This is a genomic window from Mucilaginibacter sp. P1_A3 (assembly GCF_056406855.1).
The window spans coordinates 32,715-57,285 of record NZ_JBFTZJ010000002.1; the positions used below are offsets into that span (position 1 = coordinate 32,715).

Genomic DNA, 24,571 nt, shown 5'->3' on the forward strand with positions numbered 1-24,571 from the left:
ATTAGATAAAAAATAAGCAGCAAAAAAATATGAAAACCCGTGACTCCAGTATTCTATATCTTGTATTAGGCCTATACACCCTCATGATTAGTTGGCATTATAATCATTCAATAATTTTATTGCTTGTTCATTACCTCATTTGGCCGGTGTACCTGGTTTATGAATTATTAATAGGGCACCTGGCCCATGGCCTATGGAAAACCATTCCCTTGTCTTATTTTAATTAATACAAGAGTTTAATATATTTTTCAATTAAAACTACCCGCCAAACAGTCGGGTAGTTTTTTTATTAGCAGATTTTAGGGAATGGCAGCTTTACCATTTCCTTTTTCATTATACTTTTAAACTTAAACTTTTTCAACAACAACGGCGGTGCCATAAGCCAATACCTCGGTAATACCCTGCATCACTTCGTTGGCATCATAACGCATATTAATAATGGCATTTGCACCAATAGCCTGCGCATGTTGTATTAAAAGCTGGTAAGCTTCTTCGCGTGCATTTTCGCAAAGTTCAACGTAAATTGACAGCCGGCCGCCAAAAAGCGATTGAAAACCACCGGCAATATTGCCTAATGCGCTACGGCTGCGTACTGTAATACCGCGAACAACACCTAAATGTTTAACTACGCGATAACCATCCAAACCGGTACTGGTTGTTATAAGTGAAGTATCCATTTTTTTTTAGTTTATCAATGATTGGTTAGAGCATTTATACCATTCAATGTTACATTAAGTACTTACGCTCAATAAAAGTATAGCAAAAAAATTACAGGGAATTAACGTTGCTTATCTGTATTTACAAAGATAGGAGCTCTGCACATGGGTTTTTACTTTGAACGAGGTATTGGCCTCAACTTCAAATGATTGTCCGCCGGTGTAGGTTTGCCAATCCTGCTCGCCGGGTAATAAAGCTTCCAGTTGTCCTTCAATAACGGTCATGGTTTCATGGCTGGATGTGCCAAATTCATACTCGCCTTTTTCAATTACCCCAATGGTACTGCGGCCTTCGGCACTGTTATAGGCCAATGATTTTACAGCCCCTTCAAAATATTCGTTTACGTTGATCATACTCATAATTTAAGCTACTAATATGCTTAAATAAAACCATTTGTTTTATAAATGTTAGCTCAAAATTAACAGGCTTAAAATTGCCGAATGTTAAAATATGTGAAAAAATTAACTTTGGTTGTAATTATTAATCTGCAAAGAGCGTTATTTGCATAAAATCTGCAAAGCGAATGTTTTGCATAAAATTCATATATGAGGAAAATTCAACTTATTGTTCTGTTACTTATATCGGCTACCTATTTTCAAAGCTGTAAAAAAGACGTTGTTACTTCTGCTTCTACCACATCTGATAAAATCCTGGCTGCAAATATTAATGGTGTTGAATGGTACCCTGATACGGTATCGGCCCGTATCTCTTTTGATGATGCTACAAAAATAAAAACCTTTTCTGTAACGGGTACTGCGCTTGCAAAACGGGTTGTTTTTAGTTTAAATGTACCAAATAGTACCAATACTAATAGTTTTCCATTAGCTACTTATAAAGTAGATGGAACCAGTAAAGTAAATATGGCCTATTACACGCAACAGAAAAATTCCTCTGGCAATTATGTATTTGTGCAAACGGGCACTGTTGAGCCTGGTTCAGGCTCGGCTACCATAACGGCAATAGATACTGTAAAAAAAGTAATTACAGGAACCTATTCGTTTACTGCCAAAAAGGTTAATTATGACAGCGATGGCAATTATGTATCTATAGAAATATCACAGATATTGGTAGGTACTTTCGATAATCTGCCTTATACATTCGGAAATAATAATCAATAGAAATTTCTCAGGATAAAAAATATTGTAGTCGTTTTTAAACGATAAAGTCCTTCTGTTAATAAAACAGAAGGGCTTTACTTTTTATAGAAATTTTAAAAAAAACAATTATACACCGGGACGGGTTGGTACCGGCGTAGGTGAGGGGCTTGGATTTGGCGTTGGACTCGGACTTGGCACAGGTGTTGGGGTGGGCGATGGATTAGGGCTTGGCACCGGTGTTGGCGATGGATTTGGCACTGGTGTTGGAACCGGAGTTGGTGTAGTAGGATCCGTTGGCGTAGGCACCGGTGTTGGAGAAGGTGGCGGCATTTTTGGATTTTTCTTCTTTTTTCCAGGTATTGTATCAGTAACCATAATTGTTTTTTTGATGGTTAGCTGGTCGTTTTTGGAATCACTACCTGCATTATGATTGGCGGCAAATACTACCGAGCCTACAAATGATAACGTCATTACAGCTGCTATTATCTTTAAATTTTTCATGGTAATTTTCTTTAAGTTGTATAGAAATTAACTTATAATATAATGATTGATGGCCAAAATTGTTTCGATTAATAAAAAGGGAGGTAGCATATCTTATTATAAATCAGTGCGGAACATAAAATAAGTGGGTGAAGTTTCTGTTGCCGGTTAGTTTTTTTACCAGTGCTTAATCATAAAACTCATTAGGCAAACAATATATAGCGTAAAAGCATTTAGATGGGTATGGCATCATCAAACAAATCTATCTATAGCGCGCTGGCGGCAAATTTGCTTATTGCTTTAACAAAATTTATAGCTGGGTTTTTTAGTAACAGCGCTGCAATGATAGCCGAAGGCGTACACTCGGTTGTTGATACTGCCAACCAGGTATTATTGCTTTTTGGGCTGAGGCAAAGCCGGAAAAAGCCTGATGCCACCCACCCGTTTGGATACGGGAAGGAACTCTATTTTTATTCGTTCATTGTTTCCATATTGATATTTGGCCTGGGTGGTGGAGTATCCATGTTCCAGGGTATCTATCATATCATTCACCCGGACGTTCTCGGCGTTCCGAAGTGGAACTATATTGTGTTGGGGATATCTGTGATATTTGAAGGCTCATCGTTAGTGATAGCTGCAAAAGAGTTCAATAAACTACGCGGAGACAATACCTGGTGGCAGGCGATCACCAAAAGTAAAGATCCATCAACATTTTTGGTTTTGTTTGAGGATAGCGCCGCCGTGATAGGTTTATTTATTGTGGCTATTTGCATGTACCTCGGCCATACCTATCACATTAATTACATGGATGGCCTGGCATCGCTGCTGGTAGGGATACTACTCATTTGCGTATCGTTAATATTAGCCCGCGAAAGCCGTAGCCTGCTTATGGGTGAGGGGATAGGCTCCACTACTAAAAAAAGGATTACCGAAATTGTAGAGCAGGACCAGGATGTATTAAAACTGATGCATATCCTGTCAACCTATCAGTCACCAAGTGAAATTGTGTTGATGCTCATTATCGCCTTCAAAAAAAATTTGGACACGGCAGGTATTAATGAGGCTATCTCCCGCGTCAGAAATATAGTAAAGGATGAGTATAACCTGGTGCATTTTGTGATCATCCAGCCCGAAATTTATATGGAAAAGGTAGATCCTGATGTGCAAACGTATATTTAGATGCTTTTAAAATAGCTTTTGAACGATGGATGGTAAAGTGATATATCCCGTGTTTATTTAGCGATAAATGGGCTATCCATACCAATGATCTGCGCCTTGTAAGCTGCAGGTAGCAGGGCATTGCGTAAAAAGGTTTCTATTTTAATCAGCCTTAAAAATTTATAAGTCCAGATAACAGCCAGCAGCCACGGTATTTTACCTAATGAAAGGTGTTTGCGTACCAACGGAGGCACAACCAATAACTGCGCCTGTTTTAATACCAGGTAACGCGCATGGCCGAGGTGTTTTTTGTATTGCCGATACATATCAAGCGTTAATTCGCCGCTTACGAGGTTTTGCTGCAGGTGCTCATGGCGCATCAGCAGGTATGCGGCATAGTTGGCAGGTAAACCTGCAAGCTGCATGCGCAGGCCTACCCGATTAAAAACCTCAAAAGTTTCTGCCTTTTCAGCGTCTGTAAGTTTACGTTCCAGTAATTCATAGGAGCGAATGGAGAGATCAATGAGTAAAAACAATACATCGCGGTAGGCCCAATCAGGTATTTGTGCCCCGCGGCTGGTTTCCACTCCTTTATGGATGCTGTTTATCCTGTCAATAGCTTGTAGCGCTGCCTGCTCTTCAGAAAAGATGATCTGCCTGGAATAAGCAACTGTTGAGAATAGCCGCCCAAGCGGATCGGCAGGGAGGCGACCGGTAAAATAAAGCCAGTCGACGGCCTTATTTAAGGCAAACTCTGCAGCAGCGCCTGCAAAAATAAAAAGAATGGTATCAGCCTTTCCCCATATTTTCCGCACTATTGAATCTTCGCCTACAAAATATGGCATGTTTTTATTGTTTAATAATTTACCGGTATGTAATTGTTGTCCGTGTTTTTTCAATGGTAAAAACCAATCCTATACCCAATGTGTAGCACAACATGTCTGTCCACGAAAAGGAAGTACCCAATAACAGTGCCGCCATTTTGGAGTGTATTAAACCCATCCAACTGATTAAATGAAAGTATTGTGATATTTCAACAGCGTAGGCAAACAGCAGTACCCCGAATGCTGTAGATAGGGCAGTTTTATTTAAAAAACATTTAACAAAACAGTAGATGAGGATCACTACAAAAAAATCGCCGCCATAGGGCCTGATAATGGTACCACGCGGGTATTTTCCTATCAGTATTTCTATTGTTAGTAAGAATAAAGTAAATCCGAAGTAAGTTTTATTAAAGATCATTTATAAAAGAACTTTGCAATGCAAAGTAAATAAAGATATTCTCAATTTGCAAATGCTCGATGATGTAATTAATGTAAATTAAAATAGGATGGAGTGAATGAATTTTTGCATTGTAAAACTTGGGGCGTCTATGTAGTTCATCTATAAATCATATATTTAATCCATATAAACCTATGTATGCAAAAAACTGAACTTGAAAAAATGGTGGCTAGCGAGCTTTATGATGCCGGCGATGCTGAACTGGTTGCCGGTCGCTCAAAGGCACGCAAGTTGTTTACCCAATATAACGCAGCCAGTTATGATGATAAAGATACCAAACGGGCTATTTTAAAGGAACTGTTCGGAGGCTTCAAAAATGCCATTGATATTCAATCGCCCTTTTACTGCGATTATGGTTTTAATATTTTTGCCGGAGATAACCTTTTCCTGAATTTTAATTGCATCATATTGGATTGCGCCCGTGTAACGTTGGGTGACAATGTTTTTATGGCCCCCAATGTGCAGCTTTACACAGCCTATCATCCAGTAATAGCCGCCGAGCGTATAAAAGGCCCCGAATACGCGGCTCCGATAACCATAGGCAATAATGTATGGCTGGGCGGTGGTGTAATTGTATGCCCGGGTGTTACCATTGGTGATAATACTACCATTGGTGCAGGTAGCGTGGTAACAAAAAATATCCCGGCAAATGTGGTGGCAGTAGGGAACCCTTGTAAAGTAATAAAGGAATTGTAGATGAGTTGTTATAATCGGATTATTAGTGATAAGGCCCATATTATTTAATATGGATGCAAAGCCCTCGCCTTTACCAATCCCGATGGTTTTATATTATCTTTTGGTTGGCCGGTAAAGGGCATATAGCTGCGGTGCTCAGCATACTGATAAATAGATATTTTACTTACCTGTTTAACTAATAATAAAAAGCAATATGGTAATTTAATTATTTTTCACTACGGTGCTAAAAATGTATTTTTACAGGTAAAGTTGTGAAAATCCCCCCTGTGGATAATTCCTGAATTTTTGCAGCTTTATCAAGCTGGTTAAGCCATCTATTTTAATGGGAAAAGTAATTAAAGAAAACATTCAATCAGTGCAATTTCCGGTTGTTGGTATTGGTGCATCAGCCGGCGGTTTAGATGCTGTAAAAGCCTTTTTAAAAGCTTTGCCGGCTAAATCTGGCATGGCCTATGTGTTTATTCAGCATCTTAGCCCAGATCATGACAGCATTTTACCAGAGATATTACAAAAAGTAGCACCCTTCCCTGTTCAACAGATTACTGATAATGTTCATCTGGAACAAGATCACCTTTATATTATTCCAGCAAATAAAGTAGTAACAGCAATAGATGGGGTACTTAAACTGACTCCGATAGAAAAAAAGCATGTAAAAAGTAATACGATTGATCTCTTCTTTTCTTCGTTAGGCATGATACATCAAAGTTATGCCGTGGGTATTATATTGTCAGGTGCTTTAACCGATGGCACCCTTGGTTTGCAGGTCATCAAATCATATGGTGGCTTAACCTTTGCACAGGATGAGGGCTCTGCCGAGTTTGATAGCATGCCAAAAAGTGCGATTAAAGCCGGTGTTGTTGATTTTGTGTTACCACCACAGAAAATTGCCGAGCAGCTGATATCCATGAATCATCCTTTTCATACAGATTACTCCGGTTTGGAAATTGCTGATACAATTCCCGAGCAGGATAACGAAACATTTAAGCAAATACTTACCGTGTTGCGTGTAAGGCGAGGGGTAGATTTTACTTATTACAAGCAAAGTACCTTAAAACGCCGTATTATAAGGCGAATGGCCTTAAACAAACTGGAGCAGCCATCTAATTACCTTAGTTTCCTTCGCGAAAACAAGAATGAGCAGGATGCTTTATATAACGATATGCTCATCTCGGTTACTCATTTCTTTAGGGATACTCAAAGCTTTGAGGTTTTGTGCAGTGATATACTGCCTGCATTGCTTAGCAAAAAAACAGGTGGTGATTCTATAAGAATCTGGATTGCCGGATGCGCCACAGGCGAAGAAGCTTATTCAATGGCCATATGTTTACAGGAACAGCTTGGGGATAAAGCCGCCGCCATAAAGATCCAGATATTTGCCACTGATATTTCTGAAACCGCTATTGCAAAAGCCCGTACAGGTATTTACCGGCAAGCTGAGTTAGAGGGTGTTTCTTTATCCAGGCTGCAACAATTTTTTGTGAAGCAGGATGGAACCTACCAGGTAAGTAAAACCATAAGGGATATGTGTGTATTTGCTAACCATAACCTGCTTAAAGATCCGCCGTTTTCAAAGATTGATTTGGTAAGTTGCCGTAATGTAATGATTTACCTGGAACCTGTTTTGCAAAAAAGGGCTTTATCTACCTTTCATTATGCTTTAAACGAAAATGGATACCTGATGCTGGGTAAATCAGAAACCATCGGCACCAATACTGATATTTTTAAGGTTACGAACAGTGCCGAGAAAATTTACACCCGTAAGGGGCCAATAGGTAGATTCATGGCGGTAAACTCGCCCGGCCGGGAACAAAGTTTTAGGGAGATAGATAAAAGTGTACAAAAGGAAAGCACCGACAAAGATGTTTTTAAAGTAGCCGACGAAACCATGCTGGTAAGCTTTATGCCGGCTTCTGTTTTGATAAATGACAAATTTGACATTATACAGTTTAGGGGGCCTACCGAAACATGGCTTGTGCCGCCTATGGGTAAACCCAGCTTTAACCTGCTAAAAATGGCACGTGAAGGCCTGTCATTTGAATTGCGAAACATTTTACATGTGGCAAAAAAAACAGGCCTGCCAGCCCGTAAATTCGCGGTGTTTTTTAAAGTTAACAACTTACAACATTTTGTAAATCTACAGGCCATTCCGCTTAAAGATACCTTTGAACCTTATTATCTAATAGTTTTTCAAAATGCTTCATCAACGGGAATACAACATGTGCCGGATGAGGTGAATCCCGGCCGTGCCAGTGTAACCTACGACGAAAGCGACTTGCGTATTGAACAACTGGAGAAAGAACTGATACAGGCACGTGCCGATATGCGCGCCATTACAGAGGAGCAGGAAACTGCTAATGAGGAACTACAAAGTGCCAATGAAGAGTTGCTATCCGGGAGCGAAGAGTTGCAAAGCCTGAACGAGGAGCTGGAAACCTCAAAAGAGGAATTGCAAAGCACCAATGAGGAGATAATGATTGTAAATAAGGAGTTATTGGATAGGAATGATCAGTTGAACAATGCCCGTATGTATACTGAAGGGATTGTAAAAACCATTCGTGATCCATTGCTTATTTTAGATAGCGATCTACGCATTAAACGTGCTACAAGTGGATTTTATCAAAAATTCAGATTCACTGAAAAACAAACAGAGGGATATTACCTATATGAACTCGGAAATCATCAATGGGATATACCCGAACTTAGAGAGCTACTTGAAAATATACTTCCCGAAAAAAAGGAATTGGAAGATTTTGAGGTTGAGCAAGTATTTCCTACGATAGGAAAACGTTTCATGTGCCTTAATGCCCGGCAAATTGATAATATTAATGGCGAACAACTTATTTTACTTGCAATTGAAGATATTACTGATCAAAGGAAAATACAACAGGGTTTAGCCGAAGTTGAGCGCTTACTAAATGAAAGCAAAGAACGGCTAAAGTTTGCAGTTGATTCTGCAGGCCTGGGTACCTGGGACTATGACCCACAAACAAAAGAATTGATTTGGGATAAGCGTTGCAAAGAAATATTTGGCTTGTTGCCAGCAAGCACCGTCGATATAACTTCGTTTTTTGAAAAGGTGCACCCCGAAGATTTGATCCGCGTAGAGGATAGCATTAAGGATACCCTCAGTAATCCGCATTGCGAAGCTTTTGATATTGAGTTCAGGACCATCGCTTTACAACAAAAAATTAAATGGCTTAAGGCAAAAGGCCGGGCATATTTTAACGACGAGGGAATCTCCATTCGTTTCATTGGTACTTTGTTGGATATTACCGCTCAAAAACTGATTGACGAATCTACCAGGGAATTATTAAGTAAAAAAGATGAATTTATAAGCATTGCCAGTCATGAATTAAAAACACCGGTTACCAGCCTTAAAGCAATACTTCAAATTATTGAGCGTGCAACCCTCAAAAAGGAAGAAATGAAATCCTTGCACGGTTTTGTACAAAAGGCCAATAAGCAGGTTGATAAACTTACCGAATTGATTAAAGACCTACTGGATGTTACCAAGATACAGGCAGGGAAACTGGAATTAAAGAAAATAGATTTTAACCTTGGTGAATTGTTGGATGAGTGCAAGGAAGAATTACAAACAGGCTCAACAAAACATCATATTATTTTTGAGGGTGACCCCAATATCAAAATTAAAGCTGACAGAAATCGTTTGGAACAGGTTGTTATTAATTTAATTTCAAATGCAATTAAGTATTCTCCCGATGGTAATAAAGTGATAATCAAAGCAAACCGAACTGCAGAAGGGGTTAAAATTGCCGTTACAGATTTTGGCATTGGTATACCAGCTGAAAAAATACCTTTATTATTTGATAGGTTTTATCGTGTTGATGAAATATCTCAAAGATATGCCGGTTTAGGTTTGGGGCTGTTTATTTCTGCCGAGATCATTAAACAACACCACGGCCATATTTATGTGGACAGTGAAGTAGGCAAAGGATCAACTTTTTGGTTTGTTATCCCTAAATAAATTCATGTGAATAGTTGAAACTTATAATGACCTGTTGTTAATAGTCTTGAAGGGATGGATTTAGAATGGGAAAGTTTAATAGGGCAAAACTCAAAAGATAAATACCAAAATTGATATTCAAAATTAGATTTACTTATTCATTACCAAAATAATAAACGTGCTGCCCGTATGAAAACCAAATATGTCTTTTACCTATTCCTGTTGATAATACTTACACACGTAAACCCTTTAATGGCTCAAAAAGCCAATAAATTACCCCAATTATTGATCAGGCTTGATGATATAGGGATGAACCATTCTGTAAACATGGCTGCCGAAAAGGTGGCCAAAACAGGTTTGCCATTTTCTGTATCGCTTCAGTTTGCCTGCCCATGGTACCAGGAGGCGGTGGAGATATTGAAAAAATACCCCAATGTAAGCGTAGGGGTGCATCTAACACTCACATCCGAATGGAAAAATTACCGCTGGGGACCGGTTACCGGCCGCACTGCCGTACCAAGTTTGGTTGATGAAGTAGGCTACTTTCCGCATTCCACATCGGCGTTTGCAAAAAGTGGTTATAAACTGGATGAGGTTGAAACCGAATTATCGGCGCAGATTGAAAGGGCTTTGGCATCGGGATTGAAGATAAGCTACATAGATCCGCACATGGGGATCGCATTGTCGACCCCCGAGCTACGCGCGCTTACAGAAAAATTGGCCCATAAATACAAATTAGCTATATCAACATTAAGCAGTGTTACCTATTTTGGTGAAACCTATATGGAAATGTGGGGCGAACCCATCGCCACCAAAAAGAAAGTTTTCCTGAATTATGTGAGCAATAAACTGGACCCCGAAAGGCCAAACCTGGTTGTGATCCATACCGCTACGCCCAGCCCCGAAATGGATGCACTGGTAGATATGAACAGCAATATGATGAACGCCAAAGATGGCAAACCCTTAACCAGCCTGCACCGCCAAACCGAACTGAATATGTTGCTATCACCCGAGTTTAGGAGTATGGAAGGAAAGAAATTCCGGATGATTAATTACAGGCAATTATTGGCAACAAAAGATATTAGTACACTTAAAGCATCAAACACCAAGTAAAGCGTTATTTTTTTGAAAGTATAACTATAGCCACACCGCCAATAATGAATATCCCGCCCAAATAGGGCGGCCAGTTTACAGTTTTTTGCCTGTCGGCAGATAACTGGATAGGGCCCGCATCAATAATCTTTTCTTTTTTAGTGTAGGTAAAGCCAGTCCACATAAGCATTATTGCGCCTACAACAATGAGTACTATGCCAATGCTTTTATTCATGGGGTGATGATTTTGGATACGTTTATTATTGCAATAACAATAAGTATAAGATGAAATTGTTTGCCTGTTCACTAAATAATACCATCGGGCTTTTTTTGCGACTAAACTTTTTATAGCTTAGGTACCTCATTTGGGGGGCTGATAAGTAGCCAGCTTAATGACTAAAACAATTCATAGGAATGCAAGATGATCTGATACAGGAAACCATTTCAGTTACCAAAAATTTCTTCGGCGATAAGTCATCCGGCGTTAACAATATAACCATATTTGTGCCTAAGGGCAAGATCACAGCTATAGTTGGCGAAAGCGGCAGCGGTAAAACCACCCTGCTTAATTTGTTATTTGGCATGCTGCAACCCGATCATGGCGAGGTTTTTTTTAAGGAAGAACGGGTACTTAGCCGCGAGCATGGCATACAGCATGCCCACAAAGTAATGCGTTTGGTAACCCAGAACGGTATTGATATGGATCCGCGATCATCTGTCTGGAACACAGTCCGTGACGGACTGCCCGAGGAAGACCTGAGCCACGAGATAAAAAGGGTTACCGAGGCCCTTAACATGCTCAATATTTACCCCCTTAAAGATTATCCTTTTGGCAAACTGAGCGGTGGCGAAAAACAAAGGGTAACTATAGCAAAAGCATTAATAAGCAGGCCCGAAGTTTTATTACTTGATGAACCCTTTAACCAGGTAGATGCTTTTTACCGAGAAGCTTTACAGCACGACATAAGGCAAATTGTAAGAGAGTGGAAAACAACCGTAGTGCTGGTATCACATGACCCGGCCGAAATTCTATCCATGGCCGATGAGCTTATTGTAATTAAAGAGGGCGAGATAGTTGAAAATGGTCCGCCGGATGAGTTATATCATTCACCCCAATTATTGTACACATCGCAAATACTGGCCAGTGGCAGCAAGCTTACTTCTACCCAGGCCAAAGTTTGTGGCATAAAAAGCAGGCGCGGCGTAGTAGTAATATATGCCGAGCATATAAAAATAACCCTGCTGGGTAAAAAGTGGGTGGTGAAAATGGTGCTGTTTAAAGGTTTTTACGAAGAATTGATTGTGGAGTACGCCGGCGTTACGTTACGCGTAATGAATTACAACAGGGGTAAATATAAAACTGGCAGTAAGGTAGGCATCAAAATTAGCAAATACTTTGAGTTTGGTAAGTGGGAGAGTTGAGGCAGAAAATCAGAGTCAAGAATCAAGAGTTAAGAATCAAGATCGGTGACGAAAAGGATTTTTACACCTGTTATCGTAATAACAGGTGTGTTTAATGGCATCAACTTAATTTAATCAGTTACTAATTGTCCCTCTTTCACCAACCTTTCTTTCCTGTATTTACTCAAATTTATAAGTAGTACGCTACCCAATATAATTACCAGGCCGCCTACCTGTAACAGGGTAACACCCTCATGGGCGAAAAGTACACCCAGTATAACCGCTATAACCGGGTTAACGTAAGCGTAGGTACCTACCTGTGTAGCCGGGCGAACCTGTAAAAGCCATACATAAGCGCTAAATGCGGCTATCGATCCAAAAACTATTAAGTATAACAATGCATACCAGCTATGAGCGGGAATGGCGCTCCAGTTAAGCGTTTGCACCTCGTGATGAAAAAAGCTTGATGGGATAAAAACAATACCAGCGGCCAGCATTTGCCATGCGGCGTTAACAGATACAGATCCCTTTGTGTTATTGTGTTTGGAGTATAATGAGCCCGATGCCCAGCCTAATGTACCCACCAGCAGCAATAACATTCCCGGTAGTTTTGATGGCCCGGTTGATGGCCCAACCATGCTTTCTATCTGTTCGCTAAATAATAATATTACCCCTATAAAACCTATTGCCAGCCCAATAAGGGTGCTTTTACTTTTAAAGTTGGTGCCCCAGTTAGGTTTATCCAACAATACAAACCATATAGGAGGAGATGATACCATGATGGCTACCATGGCGCTTGGCAGTGTTTGCTCGGCCCATATTACTGCGCCATTACCTACTACCAGCATTAAAAAACCACTTACTGCAGCATGGATCATGTTACGCTTCACAAAAATCTGTTCGCCTTTAATGGCGCACCATATCAGCAGTAAAATACCAGCTATAAAAAAGCGGAGTGCACCAAGCAATAGTGGCGGGAAACCATCAATAGCCATTTTTATAAAAAAATAGGTTGAACCCCAAACCAGGTAAACAATAGCGAAAGCTATGATAACCAACAGGGGAGACGCAGTTTTTTGTGTAGTTGAGGTCATGGCGGTATTTATTTTTCGGGTATAACTAATTGTTGTTGTTCTTTAACCGTTTCGAGCACTATGGTGGTACGGGTGCTTAAAATGTTAGGTATTTTACTAAAGTAGGTACGCATTAACAGCATCAGCGAGGCTGAATCATACGTACGGATCTTTACCAGGTAGCAATCATCTCCGGCTATATGGTGTACCTCTTGTACTTCGGGTATTTTAGCCAGTTCGCGGGTTGTATGGTCCGATCCTGGTCCTTCAGCAGCTTTCATAAATATAAAGGCCAGCATTTTTTGCTGCAATGCCACGGGATTAATACGGGTAGTATATTGCTGGATAACGTTTTTCTGTTCCAGTTTTTTTACCCTCTCCAATATACCCGATGGCGCCATGCCCAGTTCGCGGGCCATGTCGGCATTTGATATGCGGGCATTTTCCTGCATCAGGCGTAAAATATGCAGATCGGTTTTATCTAAAACTATTTCTGGTTCGTTAATCATACGGTAATATTAGTCAATTTGTGAATTAAATTCAAAATAAATTTAATTAAATGAATTTAATTCGAGAAAAGTATTGTATTGGTGTTTGAACAGATGTTTTGATATCCGAAATGGAGAACATGAGTTGTATGTATTACCAGCTTAAACTGGCATTAGAGAATTCATAACTGTTTAAAAAATTTGGCAGAATTGTTATTATTCTACATCTTGCGCGCTGCGCATAAATAGCCCTACAATAATTGTTTTATCAGTTTTTAACCTGATAAAACAGAATCAACGAACATGACAGCACTAAACCCTAACATTTTAAAAACTAAACAACATTTTGATATTCTTGACGGATTAAGAGGCATAGCAGCTTTGGCCGTTGTAGTTTTTCATTTTACAGAGTTTATTTATCCAAGTAGTAGTGAAAACTTTATAGGGCATGGTTTTTTAGCTGTCGACTTTTTTTTCTGTTTATCCGGCTTTGTTATTGGGTACGCTTATGACGATCGTATTGGTAAAATGGGTGTACTGGAATTTTTTAAATCAAGGGTAATCAGGCTGCATTCCCTGGTTATTTTGGGCTCGGTATTGGGCTTATTGGGTTTTCTGTTTGATCCATTTGGTGGTCATCCTGCATTATTATATACTACTGGCAGACTGGTGCTCATATTTTTGAGCTCCGTGTTGCTTATTCCCTTCCCGGTGATGCCTGAGCGTTATTTTAATTTATTCAGTTTTAATGCGCCTTCTTGGTCATTATTCTGGGAGTATGTAGCCAATATCTTTTATGCTTTTGTCCTTTACAAAATCAGCCGTCGATACCTGCTTTTGTTAACGATATTATCCGCGGCAGCGCTTTGCTTTGTTGGCTATAGAGCAGGTGCATTATTGGGTGGTTGGGACGGCAGTAGTTTTTGGGATGGTGGTGCCCGTATCGCTTTTTCATTTATGGCGGGGTTGCTTGTTTACCGGTCTAACTGGATCATTAAATCAAAGCTGGGTTTTGTAGGCCTGTCTATATTATTGGTGTTTGCCTTTGTAATGCCGCATTTTAAGTGGAACTGGCTGGAAGAATTGATAGTTGTACTGATCTATTTTCCATTGCTTATCGCCCTGGGGGCCGGGGCTACGTTAACAGAAGGCGTAAAAAAGTTGTGTGTATTCTCCGGTAAAATATCGTACCCGCTATACATGACGCATTATGTAGGTATATGGATTTTCGGAAATTATTACACCAGCCATAAGGTCGGTACAGCTAAGCTTGTTTTTATGGTTATAGCAGGAGTATTTATTTTGGTTGGCATGGCGTATTTGGCAATGGTAATTTATGATATGCCTATCCGGAAATATTTGAGCGATAAAAGGAAGCAGAGAACATAAATAGATTATTATTGACTGTTGGTGTTATTTGCTTATTAAACTTTTAACAGGATATTGGTTTAAAATCGGGAATCGAACGTAAGAGCGGGATTGGCGATTGATTTAACAACTAAACAAATGAAATACCTTAACCTTTTAATACCATTTTTGCTGGTTCAATCAGTTTTTGCACAATCAAAACTGCCTGTTATTAAAGCAACATCTAAAAATGTAACTATCAACGATGGGGGCTATTTAGATAAAAATGCCTGGACTCTCTCGCCAAAAACTAAACCAGATATTTTCACTGCCGATAGAACCCGGAAAACAAAGTGGGTTACTTTTTACACAGATATAGATTCTATAAGGGTAAAAGTAAAACCAGGTACAAAATTTAGCTTTATTGTATTGCTAAATGGCAAAGACTCCTGCTATACGCAAATTGTAAGCGCGATATCTCCGGAGGATAGACTGCGAAAAATTGTTGCTAAAGATGATACCATCCCATTTACACTTACTTCATTTAATGCCATTGCAGTAAAAGCCGTTATAAACAATATAGATACTCTGAACCTGCACTTTGATGTTAGTTCTTTCGGGTTTCATTTTACCCGGGATGCTATACTTAAAAAAACAAAGTTGTTATCAAACCAGCCCGATGCCTTAGCCGGTAAAACCAAGCCGGATTATAATAACTTAAACAAGGTAGTTAAATTGCAAATGGGGAATACTGTTTGGAATGCCCCGGAAATCCTGCCAACTACAACAACGGCTCATGAAATGGACGGCCGATTTGGCTGGGATTTGTTTGAAGGTAAAATAGTGGAGATAGATTATGATCATAACCTTTTGATAATCCATTCCGAATTGCCAAAGGCTTTGAAAGGGTATACCAGGTCGAAAATGGAATTTATTCACTCTTTCGCCTGTATTAAGGGAACCTTTGAAATAGGAGATAAGAAATACACCGGCAATTTTTCAATGGATACAGGGTCAGATCAGGCAATTATTTTAGATAATACCTGGGCAGCTAAACAAAATTTTCCAAAAGATTTAAGATTGATAAAGTTATCGGTATTGAGCGATCCAAGAGGTGTAAAATATGAAACTAAAATAGTGCTTTCGCCGCTGCTGAAGATCGATAATTTTGAGCTTACCAATATCCCCACGCTCATGGTAGGTAGTTTAAACCCAACAGGTTTAGAGATTAATTATTTGGGCAATGATCTTTTAAAGCGATTTAATATCATTCTTGATTTTAAAAATGATTGCCTATACCTAAAGGCTAATCAATTAATGAGTTTAAAATACAGGGCAAATTCTTAGACTATTCCCTAATTTCACATTAAACAAACATCAAACTTATGAAATACAATTTTTTAGGAAATACCGGCTTGCTGGTTTCTGAAATTTGCTTTGGCACCATGACTTTTGGTGGCAAAGGGTACTGGGAGGCCATTGGGCAAATAAAGCAGGAAGGTGTTAACGAGCTGATGAAAACGGTTGTCGACTCGGGCATTAACTTTATTGATACAGCCAACGTGTATTCCTTTGGCGAATCTGAAACATTATTGGGCCAATCCATTATTGATCTGGGCCTTAACCGCGAGGAACTGATCATTGCTACCAAGGTGCGCGGCCGGATGGGCGAGGGACCAAACAATACAGGCCTTTCGCGGTACCATATTTTTAATTCTGTTGACGACAGCTTAAAACGGTTGCAGTTAAATCATATAGATGTGCTGTACGTTCACGGTGTCGACCTTAAAACTCCTGTGGAAGAGATCATGCGGTCGTTAAACGATATTGTGCTAAGTGGCAAGGTGCGTTATATAGCCTGCTGTAACTGGCCTGCCTGGATGGTAATGAAAGCCGCCGGTATAGCCGAAAAGAATGGCTGGAATAAATTTGTTGGGCTGCAATATTTTTACTCGTTGGCTGGTCGCGATATTGAAAGGGAGTTATTGCCCGTTGCCGAAGATCAGGACCTGGCTGTAATGCCCTGGAGCCCGCTGGCCGGTGGTTTTATTTCGGGTAAATACACCCGCGATAACAAAAAATCAGAAGGATCGAGAAGAGATACCTTTGATTTTCCGCCGATAAATAAGGATAAGGCTTATGATATTGTGGATGTGATCAGCGAAATTGGTAAACAGAAAAATGTGTCTGCCGCGCAGATCGCGCTGGCATGGGTTCGCCTGCAAAAAGGGATCACCAGCACTATTATAGGGGCAAAAAATATCGATCAGCTCAATGATAATTTAAAATCAATAGAAGTTGAACTTTCTGCCGATGAACTCAAACGCATCGACGAGGTAAGTGCCCTGCCAAAGGAATACCCCGGCTGGATGGTTGAAAGGCAATCAGCCGATAGGGTGCCAGCTAAAAAGTAGTGAGCGGTAGTTGGTGAGTAGTGAGTGGTCAATTTAAATTAAACTTCCATTCACTACTTACCACTCACTATTCACAATTACATCCCCTTCAACACCCCCACAAGGTATTCTACCTGCTCGGCATGTACATCCAGGTGTGTAACAAAGCGGATGCGATGTTTGTCGGTATCGCTGGCTTTAATGCCCTGGGCTGCAAGTTTAGCCAATACGGCGCTTGCCGGTTCAATAGTATCAAATAATACAATATTAGTTTCTACAGGGATCACATTGCTTACCCATGATAGGTTGCTCAGTTCATCACCCAGGATGCGCGCATGGGCATGATCTATCTTCAGGCGCTCTACATGATGGTTTAAAGCATAAATGCCCGCAGCGGCCAGGAAACCTGCCTGCCTCATACCACCGCCCAACACCTTACGTATGCGTCGGGCATATTTTATGGTAGCCGCATCGGCCAGTAAAACAGAGCCAACGGGCGCGCCAAGGCCTTTTGATAAACAAACCGAGATACCATTAAAATATTTGCCATAGTCAACGGGCTTGTCGCCGGTATGGGTAAGCGCATTAAATATACGTGCGCCATCCAGATGCAGCTTTAAGCCTTTGGCCTGGCATAATTCGGCAATGGGTTCAATATCATTTAGCGTGTAGCAGCTGCCACCACCTTTGTTAACGGTGTTTTCAAGCACTACCAGGCTGGTATGCGGGTAATGTATGTTTTCGGCATTTATCTCCGGCTCTATCATTTCGGGGGTGATGATACCCCGGTAACCATTTAACAGGCGGGTTGATACCCCGGAGTTAAAGGCAATACCACCACCCTCATAACGGTAAACGTGCGCGGTTTGGTCGGCAATCAGCTCGTCCAAAGGGTGGGTAAAGCATTTAATGGCAATTTGGTTGGTCATGGTTCCCGATGGGCAAAATAGGCCCGCTTCCATACCAAACATGGCTGCCGCCTTTTGTTCCAGTTCATTTATAGTTTCATCCTCGCCAAAAACATCATCGCCAACTTTAGCGCTCCACATGGCTTCCAGCATGCCGGGCGTAGGTTTTGTTACGGTATCGCTGCGTAAATCAACAGTCATCATATTAAATATCTAAAAAATGCGTTCTTTGTATTTTATACTTGTTATGCGCTCAATTTTAATCATTTTATTTTTTATGCTGTGCTTTGTATCAGCAAAATCGCAAAAATGGCAGCCCGGTAATTTTACCGATGTTAAAGGCAATCGTACAACCGGCTTTATAAGGTTATATCCCGGAGGGAAGAGCCCGATAAAAGACGAGGGTTTTATTGAGTTTAAGGACGACGAAAAAACAAACCCATATAAACTTAGTGCAAGTGATGTGCGGTCGTTTGTAGCCGGGAAAGATAGCTTTGTGGTGGCGCATGCGCCGCACAATGAAGCCTGGAATTTGGAGGAAACCGACTTTGTGCAGGTGGTGTTGGATGAGCCAATGAAATTGTATATGGCAAAAGCCGGTTCGGGCGGCGGTGGTGGCGTGCACTTTTCGCCGGGAATATCAGCTGGTTATGGCAGTGGCGGCTACGGTGGTGGCTTTGGCGGTGGCCTGGGTGTATCTCTTGGCGGTGGTGGCGGCGGCGGTCGCGGAAAAAACTCCAAAGCTGTTTACTATTTTGGCGAAAGCACCGCTGGTATGCAACGCATTACCGATGCAAATTTTGAGGATATTATGGTTGAGGTTATGGGCGATGAAGAGCAGGTGGTTGATAGCATCAAAGAGCACAAATTCAACCTTAAAAATATGGATAAGCTGCTTGATTACTTTAATAAGGTATCGGCATCGCATCAAAAGCAGCCGGCTCAGTAAAGCAGATAAGCCTAAATCAACGGAGACGAAAACTCAAAACAATGATGAAGTTTATACCCAGTTGAAGACACAGATTGAACTTTGTATATTTTAGTATATAAACAGCCCGGTTACCGCACAGGATAACCGGGCTGTTTTGGCAAACGGGCTCTTTAGAAATTAAAAATGGTTATTGGTAAATCCATACAAATCCTGTAGATATTGTCATATTTAAAAAAATATGGCTTATCTTTTATAAAATCATTTAATAAACTATCTTTAAGGATTACATTATTGTAAAACATAAAATAGCGCTTATTGAAAACTATTACACGCAGAGATTTTCTTGGTAAAGGAGCTATGCTGGCTGGTGGTGCTTACCCCGCAATGATGGCTTTAGGTTTATTACGGCCGGCGCCCGCACATGCCTTTAATTTGGAGGGCGATGGTAAAGGAAAACATATTATCATATTAGGAGCAGGTTTGGCCGGGATGACCTGCGCTTACGAGTTAAATAAATTAGGCTATCAATGTACCATACTGGAGGCACGCCAACGCACAGGCGGCCGTTGCTGGAGTATTCGTAACGGCAGCACTAACCAGGAGATTGATAAGCCTGCTGCTACCGCTAAGTTTGATGATGGCTTGTATTTTAATGCTGGTCCGTCACGTATACCTCATCACCATGAGCTTACGCTGCATTACTGTAAGGAGTTGGGCGTACCAATCCAGGTTTACAACAACGTAAACGAGGGCGCTTATTACTATGCCGAAGGTAAAGGGGCGCTATCAAACAAAAAAGTAAGGGTAAGGGAAGTTCATAACGACATCAGGGGGTATATGACCGAAATGCTTGCCAAAAGTATAGACCATGGCAGCCTTGATAGTAACCTGACCAAAGAGGATGGCGAAAAGGTCATCGAATACCTGCAGGCAGAAGGCGGCCTTGATGTGGATAAGTTGTACAAAGCATCTGCAAGGCGGGGTTATACCGAATCGCCGGGTGCCGGAGGCAGGCCAGGTAAAATTGCCGATCCGCATAAACTGGCAGATATAATACACTCGGGCCTGATGGATCCTGATTTTTATAATGTTGCCGAGTATACCTATGAACTGCAGATGACCATGTTCCAGGCCGTTGGCGGCATGGATCAGATAGCAAAGGCATTGGAGAAAAAAGTAACGCCTTTTGTTAAAATGGGCGCCGAGGTTACGGCAATAAATAATCTTGCCGAAGGCGTTAAGATAACTTATAAGGATGCACTTGGCGAGCACCAGCTTACCGGCGATATGTGTATTTGTACTTTGCCACTCCCGGTATTGAGCAATGTCAGCAATAATTTTTCAAGTGATGTGAGCCGTGCCATTGATTATATTGGGTACATCCAAACCGGGAAAATAGGGTTGCAGTTTAAACGGAGATTTTGGGAAGAGGATGAGCATATTTATGGAGGTATTACCCACACAAACAACGATTTAACCCAGATTTTTTATCCATCATATGATTATTTAGGAAAAAAGGGTATCTTGATAGGTTATTATAATTTTAATGAAAAAGCCCAAAAGATAGGTAACTTAGATTATGCAAATCGCCAACGTTTTGCATTGGAAAAAGGCAGGCTTATCCATCCTCAGTATGATAAGGAATTTGAGGGCGCGTTTTCGGTAAGCTGGCACAAAACCAAGTATAACTTAGGCGGATGGGCTGTGTATAATACCGATACCCGCAAAACGCAATACCCGGCGTTGCTAAAGCCCGATAAGCAAGTTTATTTTGCCGGTGAACATTTAACCTATTTAAATGCCTGGATGGCCGGTGCATTTGAATCGGCCAGGAGCACGGTAGCCGCTTTACATGCAAGGGTTACCGAAGGCAGTGCAAAATATCCTGTACAGAAATAGGTTGGGAGAGTCAAGAATCAAGAGTTAAGAATCAGGAGGGGGTGAGGGATTTTTGACAAACGATATTGTAAAATAAAGAACTCATATACAAAATATAGGAAACAAGAGACAGTTGCACGTGAGGCAAGATTAGCTTTTTATTTGTCTTGGCTGCTGACACTAATTTCTTGATTCTAAATTTTAAAAAAAAACCACCATGGCAAACTCACTTAACCGCAGAACCTGGATAAAATCCAGTGCACTTATGGCCGGGGGACTGGCCTTCTTTTCGGGTACCATCAGTAAGCTGGCTGCTATGCCGGTACTTAAAAAAATTGCTCCTTTAGCTAACCGCGTTACCGATCAGGCTGCTATCCTTAATGGGGGGCCGGTGTTAAAAGCACGTTTATTGGCTAATGAAAATCCCTTTGGTCCATCACCGGCTGCGAAAAAGGCTATCCAGGAGGCCCTTGACCTTAGTTATCAGTACCCCATGTTTTCTATGGGTACCCTTTACAATAAAATAGCCACCTATGAAGGTATTTCAGAGGGTAATATTTTAATGGAATCGGGTTCGTCGCCTTTATTACTTGCGGCCGCCCTTTTATATAGCAAAGGCGGAAAAAGCATTATTACCGGCGATCCTTCGTATGAAGATCTGCCATCGCATGCGCAGCAATTTGATGGTAAGTGGGTAAAAGTTCCCTTAACCGCTGATTATAAGCTGGACCTGGATGCTATGGAAGCAAAAATTGACGCTAACACCGGCCTTATTTATATATGTAATCCTAATAACCCTACAGCAACAATATTAGATACCGCCAAACTGAAAGCATTTTGCGAACGCGTATCTAAAAAGGTGACCGTATTTGTTGATGAAGCTTATATAGATTACCTGCCCGATCCTCAGGCCAGCACCATGATAAACGCTGTAAAAGCAGGGCATAACGTTATTGTAGCCCGTACGTTCTCTAAATTATACGGTTTTGCCGGTTTGCGTTGCGGCTATGTAATAGCACAACCAGAAACCATCAAAGCATTGTCTATTTACAGTACAGGGTTCTCGCTGTCGGCTACAACAATTGCCGGGGCCATAGTGGCTTATCGTGAAGAAGCCTTTTTAAAAGAGGCATTACAAAAAACGTTGGCTTCAAAAGAGTATTTATATTCGGTACTTAAAAAGGAAGGGTATGAATATATTCCGTCATCTGCCAATTTTGTGATGTTCCCGCTTAAAATGGATAGCAAAAAGTTTGTAAGCGAAATGATGAAACGTGGCGTAGGTGTACGAAGCTGGCAATTTAACAATAAGGAATGGTGCCGCGTAAGCATCGGGCGTATGGACGAAATGGAAGCATTTGCCGACGCGTTTAAACAACTATCGTAAAATAGAATCAAGAGATTAGAGTCAAGAATCAAGACAGAAAAAATGTTGACTCTAATTTCTTCATCTTTAATTATTTGCCGTTCCCGCGCCTCATTTCATGTTCGGGGGAATCTTGATAAGTATAAATTATAATATAGCAAGTATCAACAGCAGAATCGGCCCAAAAGAGACCAACAAGGAAAATACTCTTGATTCTTGACTCTTGATTCTTGCCTCTTTTTTAAAATATATGCGTAAACTAACACTAACACTTTTTTTGGCAGGTTCTATTTACTTAGGTAATGCGCAAACTGCAGTCAATCCTCGTCCGCTTACTATGGATGAGTACAACAAGGCACAATCATTTACCATTGGGGATCTGGATAAGGATACGTACGTTAAATTTGAGAATACTTACGTGCTTGACAGGTATGAGAACCGTAAGCCGTATTTCATTACCGGATCTGACGGATTAAAAAAACGCGTTGACTTATACAAACTTGTAGCCAAAGAGGGTATGCAGGAAATAGGTTTAATGGTGTTTTATACCAACGAAAAAGGTAAACTATACAGAGCCCTGGTTCCTGATTTTACAGCCGATGGTAAAGTTTGGGAAAAGTATTTTTTAGATATTGATAACATCAACAAGGTTGAAACCAATTTCATCCTGAAGCTGTCTTACATATTATCAAAAGAAATGAGCTTTCAGCAATATAAATTACTCAATGGCGGTAAGGATATGAAAGAAGAAGCGGCTACTTATGGTAATGATATTTGTTTCCCCGGGGATGAAATGGTAACAATGGCTAATGGTGGTAAAAAGATGTTGAAAGCCATCAAAAGTGGCGATGAGGTTATCTCCGTTGATCCCGTAACTAATAAAAGTTCGGCAGTTAAGGTAAAGGAATTAACCGTTCATGATGCTAAAAACTATGCTTTAACCCGTTTGGTGTTGGTATCGGCAGATGTGAAAAATACAAATGCAGGGCAACTAATAAGCCTTAATTCAAAAGTATTGCAGGCTACGCCGAATCACCCGATGCTCACCAGGCAGGGCAACCATAAAATGGGCGAGATTACAGAAGGGCAGGAGGTACTTTGCCTTAATGAGCAAACCGGAAAATATGAAGCCTTTACGGTGCTTCAAAAAACAGAGCAAGGAGGTGGTATTCAAAAAGTATACAATATTGTAGCTGATGGTGGCAGCACCCTGTTGATGAACGGTGTTATGGTGATGCAAAAGTAAAGCCTCACCCCAAGCCCCACTCCCCGAAGGAGAGGGGCTTTTTAAAATCAGGTTATAGAGAAAAACCTCTATCTTGCCAATCAAAGTTCCCCCTTTAGGGAGCTGAGTGGAATGGCATTAAAAACAACGGTAATAACCGGAGCCACATCAGGCATCGGAAAAGAGACAGCACTTTCATTAGCAAGACAGGGACATGCACTTTACCTGTTAGTGCGTAATATCCAAAAAGGAGATCGGGTTAAACAGGAATTAATAGAGCAGACCGGCAATAAAGAGATCAATGTTGTAAAATGCGATTTGGCCGATTTGCAAAGCGTTCACGATGCTGTAGCTGAATTATCAGGAAAGCTGTTTGCTATTAACATACTCATCAATAATGCCGGTGGAATTTTTGCTGAGCGGGAGTTGAGTAAAGATAGATTTGAAATGACTTTTACCTCCAATCATTTAGGCCATTTTTTGCTCACCACCAGTTTGATGCCCTTACTGCAGAAGGGCCAGGCACGGATAATCAACGTAAGCTCTGAGGCGCATAAAAGGGGCAATCCGCAATTTGATGACCTGCAATGGGAGCAATCCTATAATGCCTGGAAAGCATATGGCATGAATAAGTTATTTAATATTTATTTTACACAGTCATTGGCTTCAAAATTTGCCAACACGGGTATTCTTGCCTTTTCGCTGCATCCGGGTGTGGTAAGTACCGATTTTTGGATTGGGTTTAAAGGATTTGGCAAACTCACAACGATGTTGCTTCGTCCGTTCATGATAACTGCAGAACAAGGCGCCGAAACTTCTATATTTTTAGCCACCGCTCCACGCCTTGATAAATACAACGGAGGTTATTTTAAAAAGAAAAAGATCGCTAAAACATCTGCTATAGCAACTGATACTGCAGCCCGTGATAAGCTTTGGGCCATAAGCGAAAAACTCATTTCAAAATAGAATCGATATGATGGCATGTTAAATGATAAGCTATTTGTGAATTTAAACATGTATCAAAAAAATTACCGGTAATTCTTTGATATAAGGGTTGCAACATTCAAAGTTAATAT

23 protein-coding genes are annotated in these 24,571 nt (G+C 40.7%); 14 read left to right on the forward strand and 9 right to left on the reverse strand.

The annotated features are described in order from the left end of the window. Positions 1-347 precede the first annotated feature (347 nt). Both AC1D0K_RS04405 and ppnP read right to left on the reverse strand, forming a co-directional pair. The gene (locus tag AC1D0K_RS04405; RefSeq protein ID WP_147052092.1) at positions 348-677 is read right to left on the reverse strand and encodes a YbjQ family protein; all 330 of its coding nucleotides are present in this window, start codon (positions 675-677) and stop codon (positions 348-350) included. A gap of 111 nt (positions 678-788) precedes the next feature. Then, positions 789-1,076 carry a pyrimidine/purine nucleoside phosphorylase gene (gene ppnP / locus AC1D0K_RS04410; protein WP_295716241.1) on the reverse strand — a complete coding sequence of 96 codons (288 nt, stop codon included), beginning with the start codon at positions 1,074-1,076 and terminating at the stop codon, positions 789-791. Between the two features lie 186 nt (positions 1,077-1,262). Between ppnP and AC1D0K_RS04415 the strand changes: the two genes are divergently transcribed. Continuing rightward, positions 1,263-1,835 carry a DUF6252 family protein gene (locus tag AC1D0K_RS04415; protein WP_295716239.1) on the forward strand — a complete coding sequence of 191 codons (573 nt, stop codon included), beginning with the start codon at positions 1,263-1,265 and terminating at the stop codon, positions 1,833-1,835. Positions 1,836-1,940: 105 nt separating this feature from the next. On the opposite strand, the gene AC1D0K_RS04420 is transcribed toward AC1D0K_RS04415, so the two are convergent. After that, on the reverse strand, positions 1,941-2,315 hold the full coding sequence (locus tag AC1D0K_RS04420) for a hypothetical protein (RefSeq protein ID WP_477394331.1): 375 nt from the start codon (positions 2,313-2,315) through the stop codon (positions 1,941-1,943). Between the two features lie 222 nt (positions 2,316-2,537). On the opposite strand from AC1D0K_RS04420, the gene AC1D0K_RS04425 reads away from it, so the two are divergent. After that, complete coding sequence (locus AC1D0K_RS04425) at positions 2,538-3,473, forward strand: cation diffusion facilitator family transporter (protein ID WP_477394333.1); 936 nt, start codon at positions 2,538-2,540, stop codon at positions 3,471-3,473. A gap of 53 nt (positions 3,474-3,526) precedes the next feature. On the opposite strand, the gene AC1D0K_RS04430 is transcribed toward AC1D0K_RS04425, so the two are convergent. Together AC1D0K_RS04430 and AC1D0K_RS04435 are read right to left on the reverse strand one after the other, a co-directional pair. Next, positions 3,527-4,297, reverse strand: coding sequence for an oxygenase MpaB family protein (locus tag AC1D0K_RS04430; RefSeq protein WP_477394335.1), 771 nt, complete (start codon positions 4,295-4,297; stop codon positions 3,527-3,529). A gap of 19 nt (positions 4,298-4,316) precedes the next feature. Then, positions 4,317-4,694 carry a ribosomal maturation YjgA family protein gene (locus AC1D0K_RS04435; RefSeq protein WP_477394337.1) on the reverse strand — a complete coding sequence of 126 codons (378 nt, stop codon included), beginning with the start codon at positions 4,692-4,694 and terminating at the stop codon, positions 4,317-4,319. 177 nt (positions 4,695-4,871) lie between these two features. Between AC1D0K_RS04435 and AC1D0K_RS04440 the strand changes: the two genes are divergently transcribed. The 3 genes from AC1D0K_RS04440 to AC1D0K_RS04450 all read left to right on the forward strand — a co-directional run bounded on the left by AC1D0K_RS04440 (position 4,872) and on the right by AC1D0K_RS04450 (position 10,506). Beyond that, complete coding sequence (locus AC1D0K_RS04440; protein ID WP_477394339.1) at positions 4,872-5,429, forward strand: sugar O-acetyltransferase; 558 nt, start codon at positions 4,872-4,874, stop codon at positions 5,427-5,429. 322 nt (positions 5,430-5,751) lie between these two features. Continuing rightward, positions 5,752-9,414 (forward strand): CheR family methyltransferase, encoded by a 3,663-nt coding sequence (locus AC1D0K_RS04445; protein ID WP_477394341.1) that lies wholly within the window; start codon positions 5,752-5,754, stop codon positions 9,412-9,414. Between the two features lie 168 nt (positions 9,415-9,582). Then, the gene (locus AC1D0K_RS04450) at positions 9,583-10,506 is read left to right on the forward strand and encodes a ChbG/HpnK family deacetylase (protein ID WP_477394343.1); all 924 of its coding nucleotides are present in this window, start codon (positions 9,583-9,585) and stop codon (positions 10,504-10,506) included. Between the two features lie 4 nt (positions 10,507-10,510). On the opposite strand, the gene AC1D0K_RS04455 is transcribed toward AC1D0K_RS04450, so the two are convergent. Beyond that, positions 10,511-10,720 (reverse strand): hypothetical protein, encoded by a 210-nt coding sequence (locus tag AC1D0K_RS04455; RefSeq protein WP_477442608.1) that lies wholly within the window; start codon positions 10,718-10,720, stop codon positions 10,511-10,513. Positions 10,721-10,899: 179 nt separating this feature from the next. Between AC1D0K_RS04455 and AC1D0K_RS04460 the strand changes: the two genes are divergently transcribed. After that, on the forward strand, positions 10,900-11,907 hold the full coding sequence (locus tag AC1D0K_RS04460) for an ABC transporter ATP-binding protein (RefSeq protein ID WP_477442610.1): 1,008 nt from the start codon (positions 10,900-10,902) through the stop codon (positions 11,905-11,907). 110 nt (positions 11,908-12,017) lie between these two features. Here the strand turns inward: AC1D0K_RS04460 and AC1D0K_RS04465 are convergent, their stop codons facing one another. Then, entirely contained in the window at positions 12,018-12,980 is a 963-nt protein-coding gene (locus AC1D0K_RS04465; protein ID WP_477394349.1) for an EamA family transporter, read from the reverse strand. An 8-nt stretch (positions 12,981-12,988) separates the two neighbouring features. Continuing rightward, positions 12,989-13,468, reverse strand: a complete 480-nt coding sequence (locus AC1D0K_RS04470; RefSeq protein WP_295716217.1) for an Lrp/AsnC family transcriptional regulator — start codon at positions 13,466-13,468, stop codon at positions 12,989-12,991. 282 nt (positions 13,469-13,750) lie between these two features. On the opposite strand from AC1D0K_RS04470, the gene AC1D0K_RS04475 reads away from it, so the two are divergent. The 3 genes from AC1D0K_RS04475 (at position 13,751) to AC1D0K_RS04485 (ending at position 17,208) form a co-directional block, all read left to right on the forward strand. After that, on the forward strand, positions 13,751-14,836 hold the full coding sequence (locus tag AC1D0K_RS04475) for an acyltransferase family protein (RefSeq protein ID WP_477394352.1): 1,086 nt from the start codon (positions 13,751-13,753) through the stop codon (positions 14,834-14,836). Between the two features lie 117 nt (positions 14,837-14,953). Then, the gene (locus AC1D0K_RS04480) at positions 14,954-16,141 is read left to right on the forward strand and encodes a hypothetical protein (RefSeq protein ID WP_477394354.1); all 1,188 of its coding nucleotides are present in this window, start codon (positions 14,954-14,956) and stop codon (positions 16,139-16,141) included. Positions 16,142-16,179: 38 nt separating this feature from the next. After that, positions 16,180-17,208 (forward strand): aldo/keto reductase, encoded by a 1,029-nt coding sequence (locus AC1D0K_RS04485; RefSeq protein ID WP_477442614.1) that lies wholly within the window; start codon positions 16,180-16,182, stop codon positions 17,206-17,208. A gap of 77 nt (positions 17,209-17,285) precedes the next feature. On the opposite strand, the gene AC1D0K_RS04490 is transcribed toward AC1D0K_RS04485, so the two are convergent. Then, positions 17,286-18,299 (reverse strand): threonine aldolase family protein, encoded by a 1,014-nt coding sequence (locus AC1D0K_RS04490; RefSeq protein WP_477394358.1) that lies wholly within the window; start codon positions 18,297-18,299, stop codon positions 17,286-17,288. A gap of 73 nt (positions 18,300-18,372) precedes the next feature. On the opposite strand from AC1D0K_RS04490, the gene AC1D0K_RS04495 reads away from it, so the two are divergent. From AC1D0K_RS04495 to AC1D0K_RS04515, 5 genes are all read left to right on the forward strand, one after another. Continuing rightward, a complete protein-coding gene (locus tag AC1D0K_RS04495; protein ID WP_477463002.1) occupies positions 18,373-19,044 on the forward strand; it encodes a hypothetical protein in 672 nt (223 codons plus the stop codon). Positions 19,045-19,341: 297 nt separating this feature from the next. Further along, positions 19,342-20,925: a flavin monoamine oxidase family protein gene (locus tag AC1D0K_RS04500; protein ID WP_477463003.1), complete on the forward strand. Its 1,584-nt coding sequence runs from the start codon at positions 19,342-19,344 to the stop codon at positions 20,923-20,925. 196 nt (positions 20,926-21,121) lie between these two features. After that, positions 21,122-22,291: a pyridoxal phosphate-dependent aminotransferase gene (locus AC1D0K_RS04505; RefSeq protein WP_477394364.1), complete on the forward strand. Its 1,170-nt coding sequence runs from the start codon at positions 21,122-21,124 to the stop codon at positions 22,289-22,291. A 229-nt stretch (positions 22,292-22,520) separates the two neighbouring features. Further along, complete coding sequence (locus AC1D0K_RS04510; protein WP_477394366.1) at positions 22,521-23,516, forward strand: Hint domain-containing protein; 996 nt, start codon at positions 22,521-22,523, stop codon at positions 23,514-23,516. Between the two features lie 111 nt (positions 23,517-23,627). After that, on the forward strand, positions 23,628-24,461 hold the full coding sequence (locus AC1D0K_RS04515) for an SDR family oxidoreductase (protein ID WP_477394368.1): 834 nt from the start codon (positions 23,628-23,630) through the stop codon (positions 24,459-24,461). Positions 24,462-24,571: the final 110 nt, after the last annotated feature.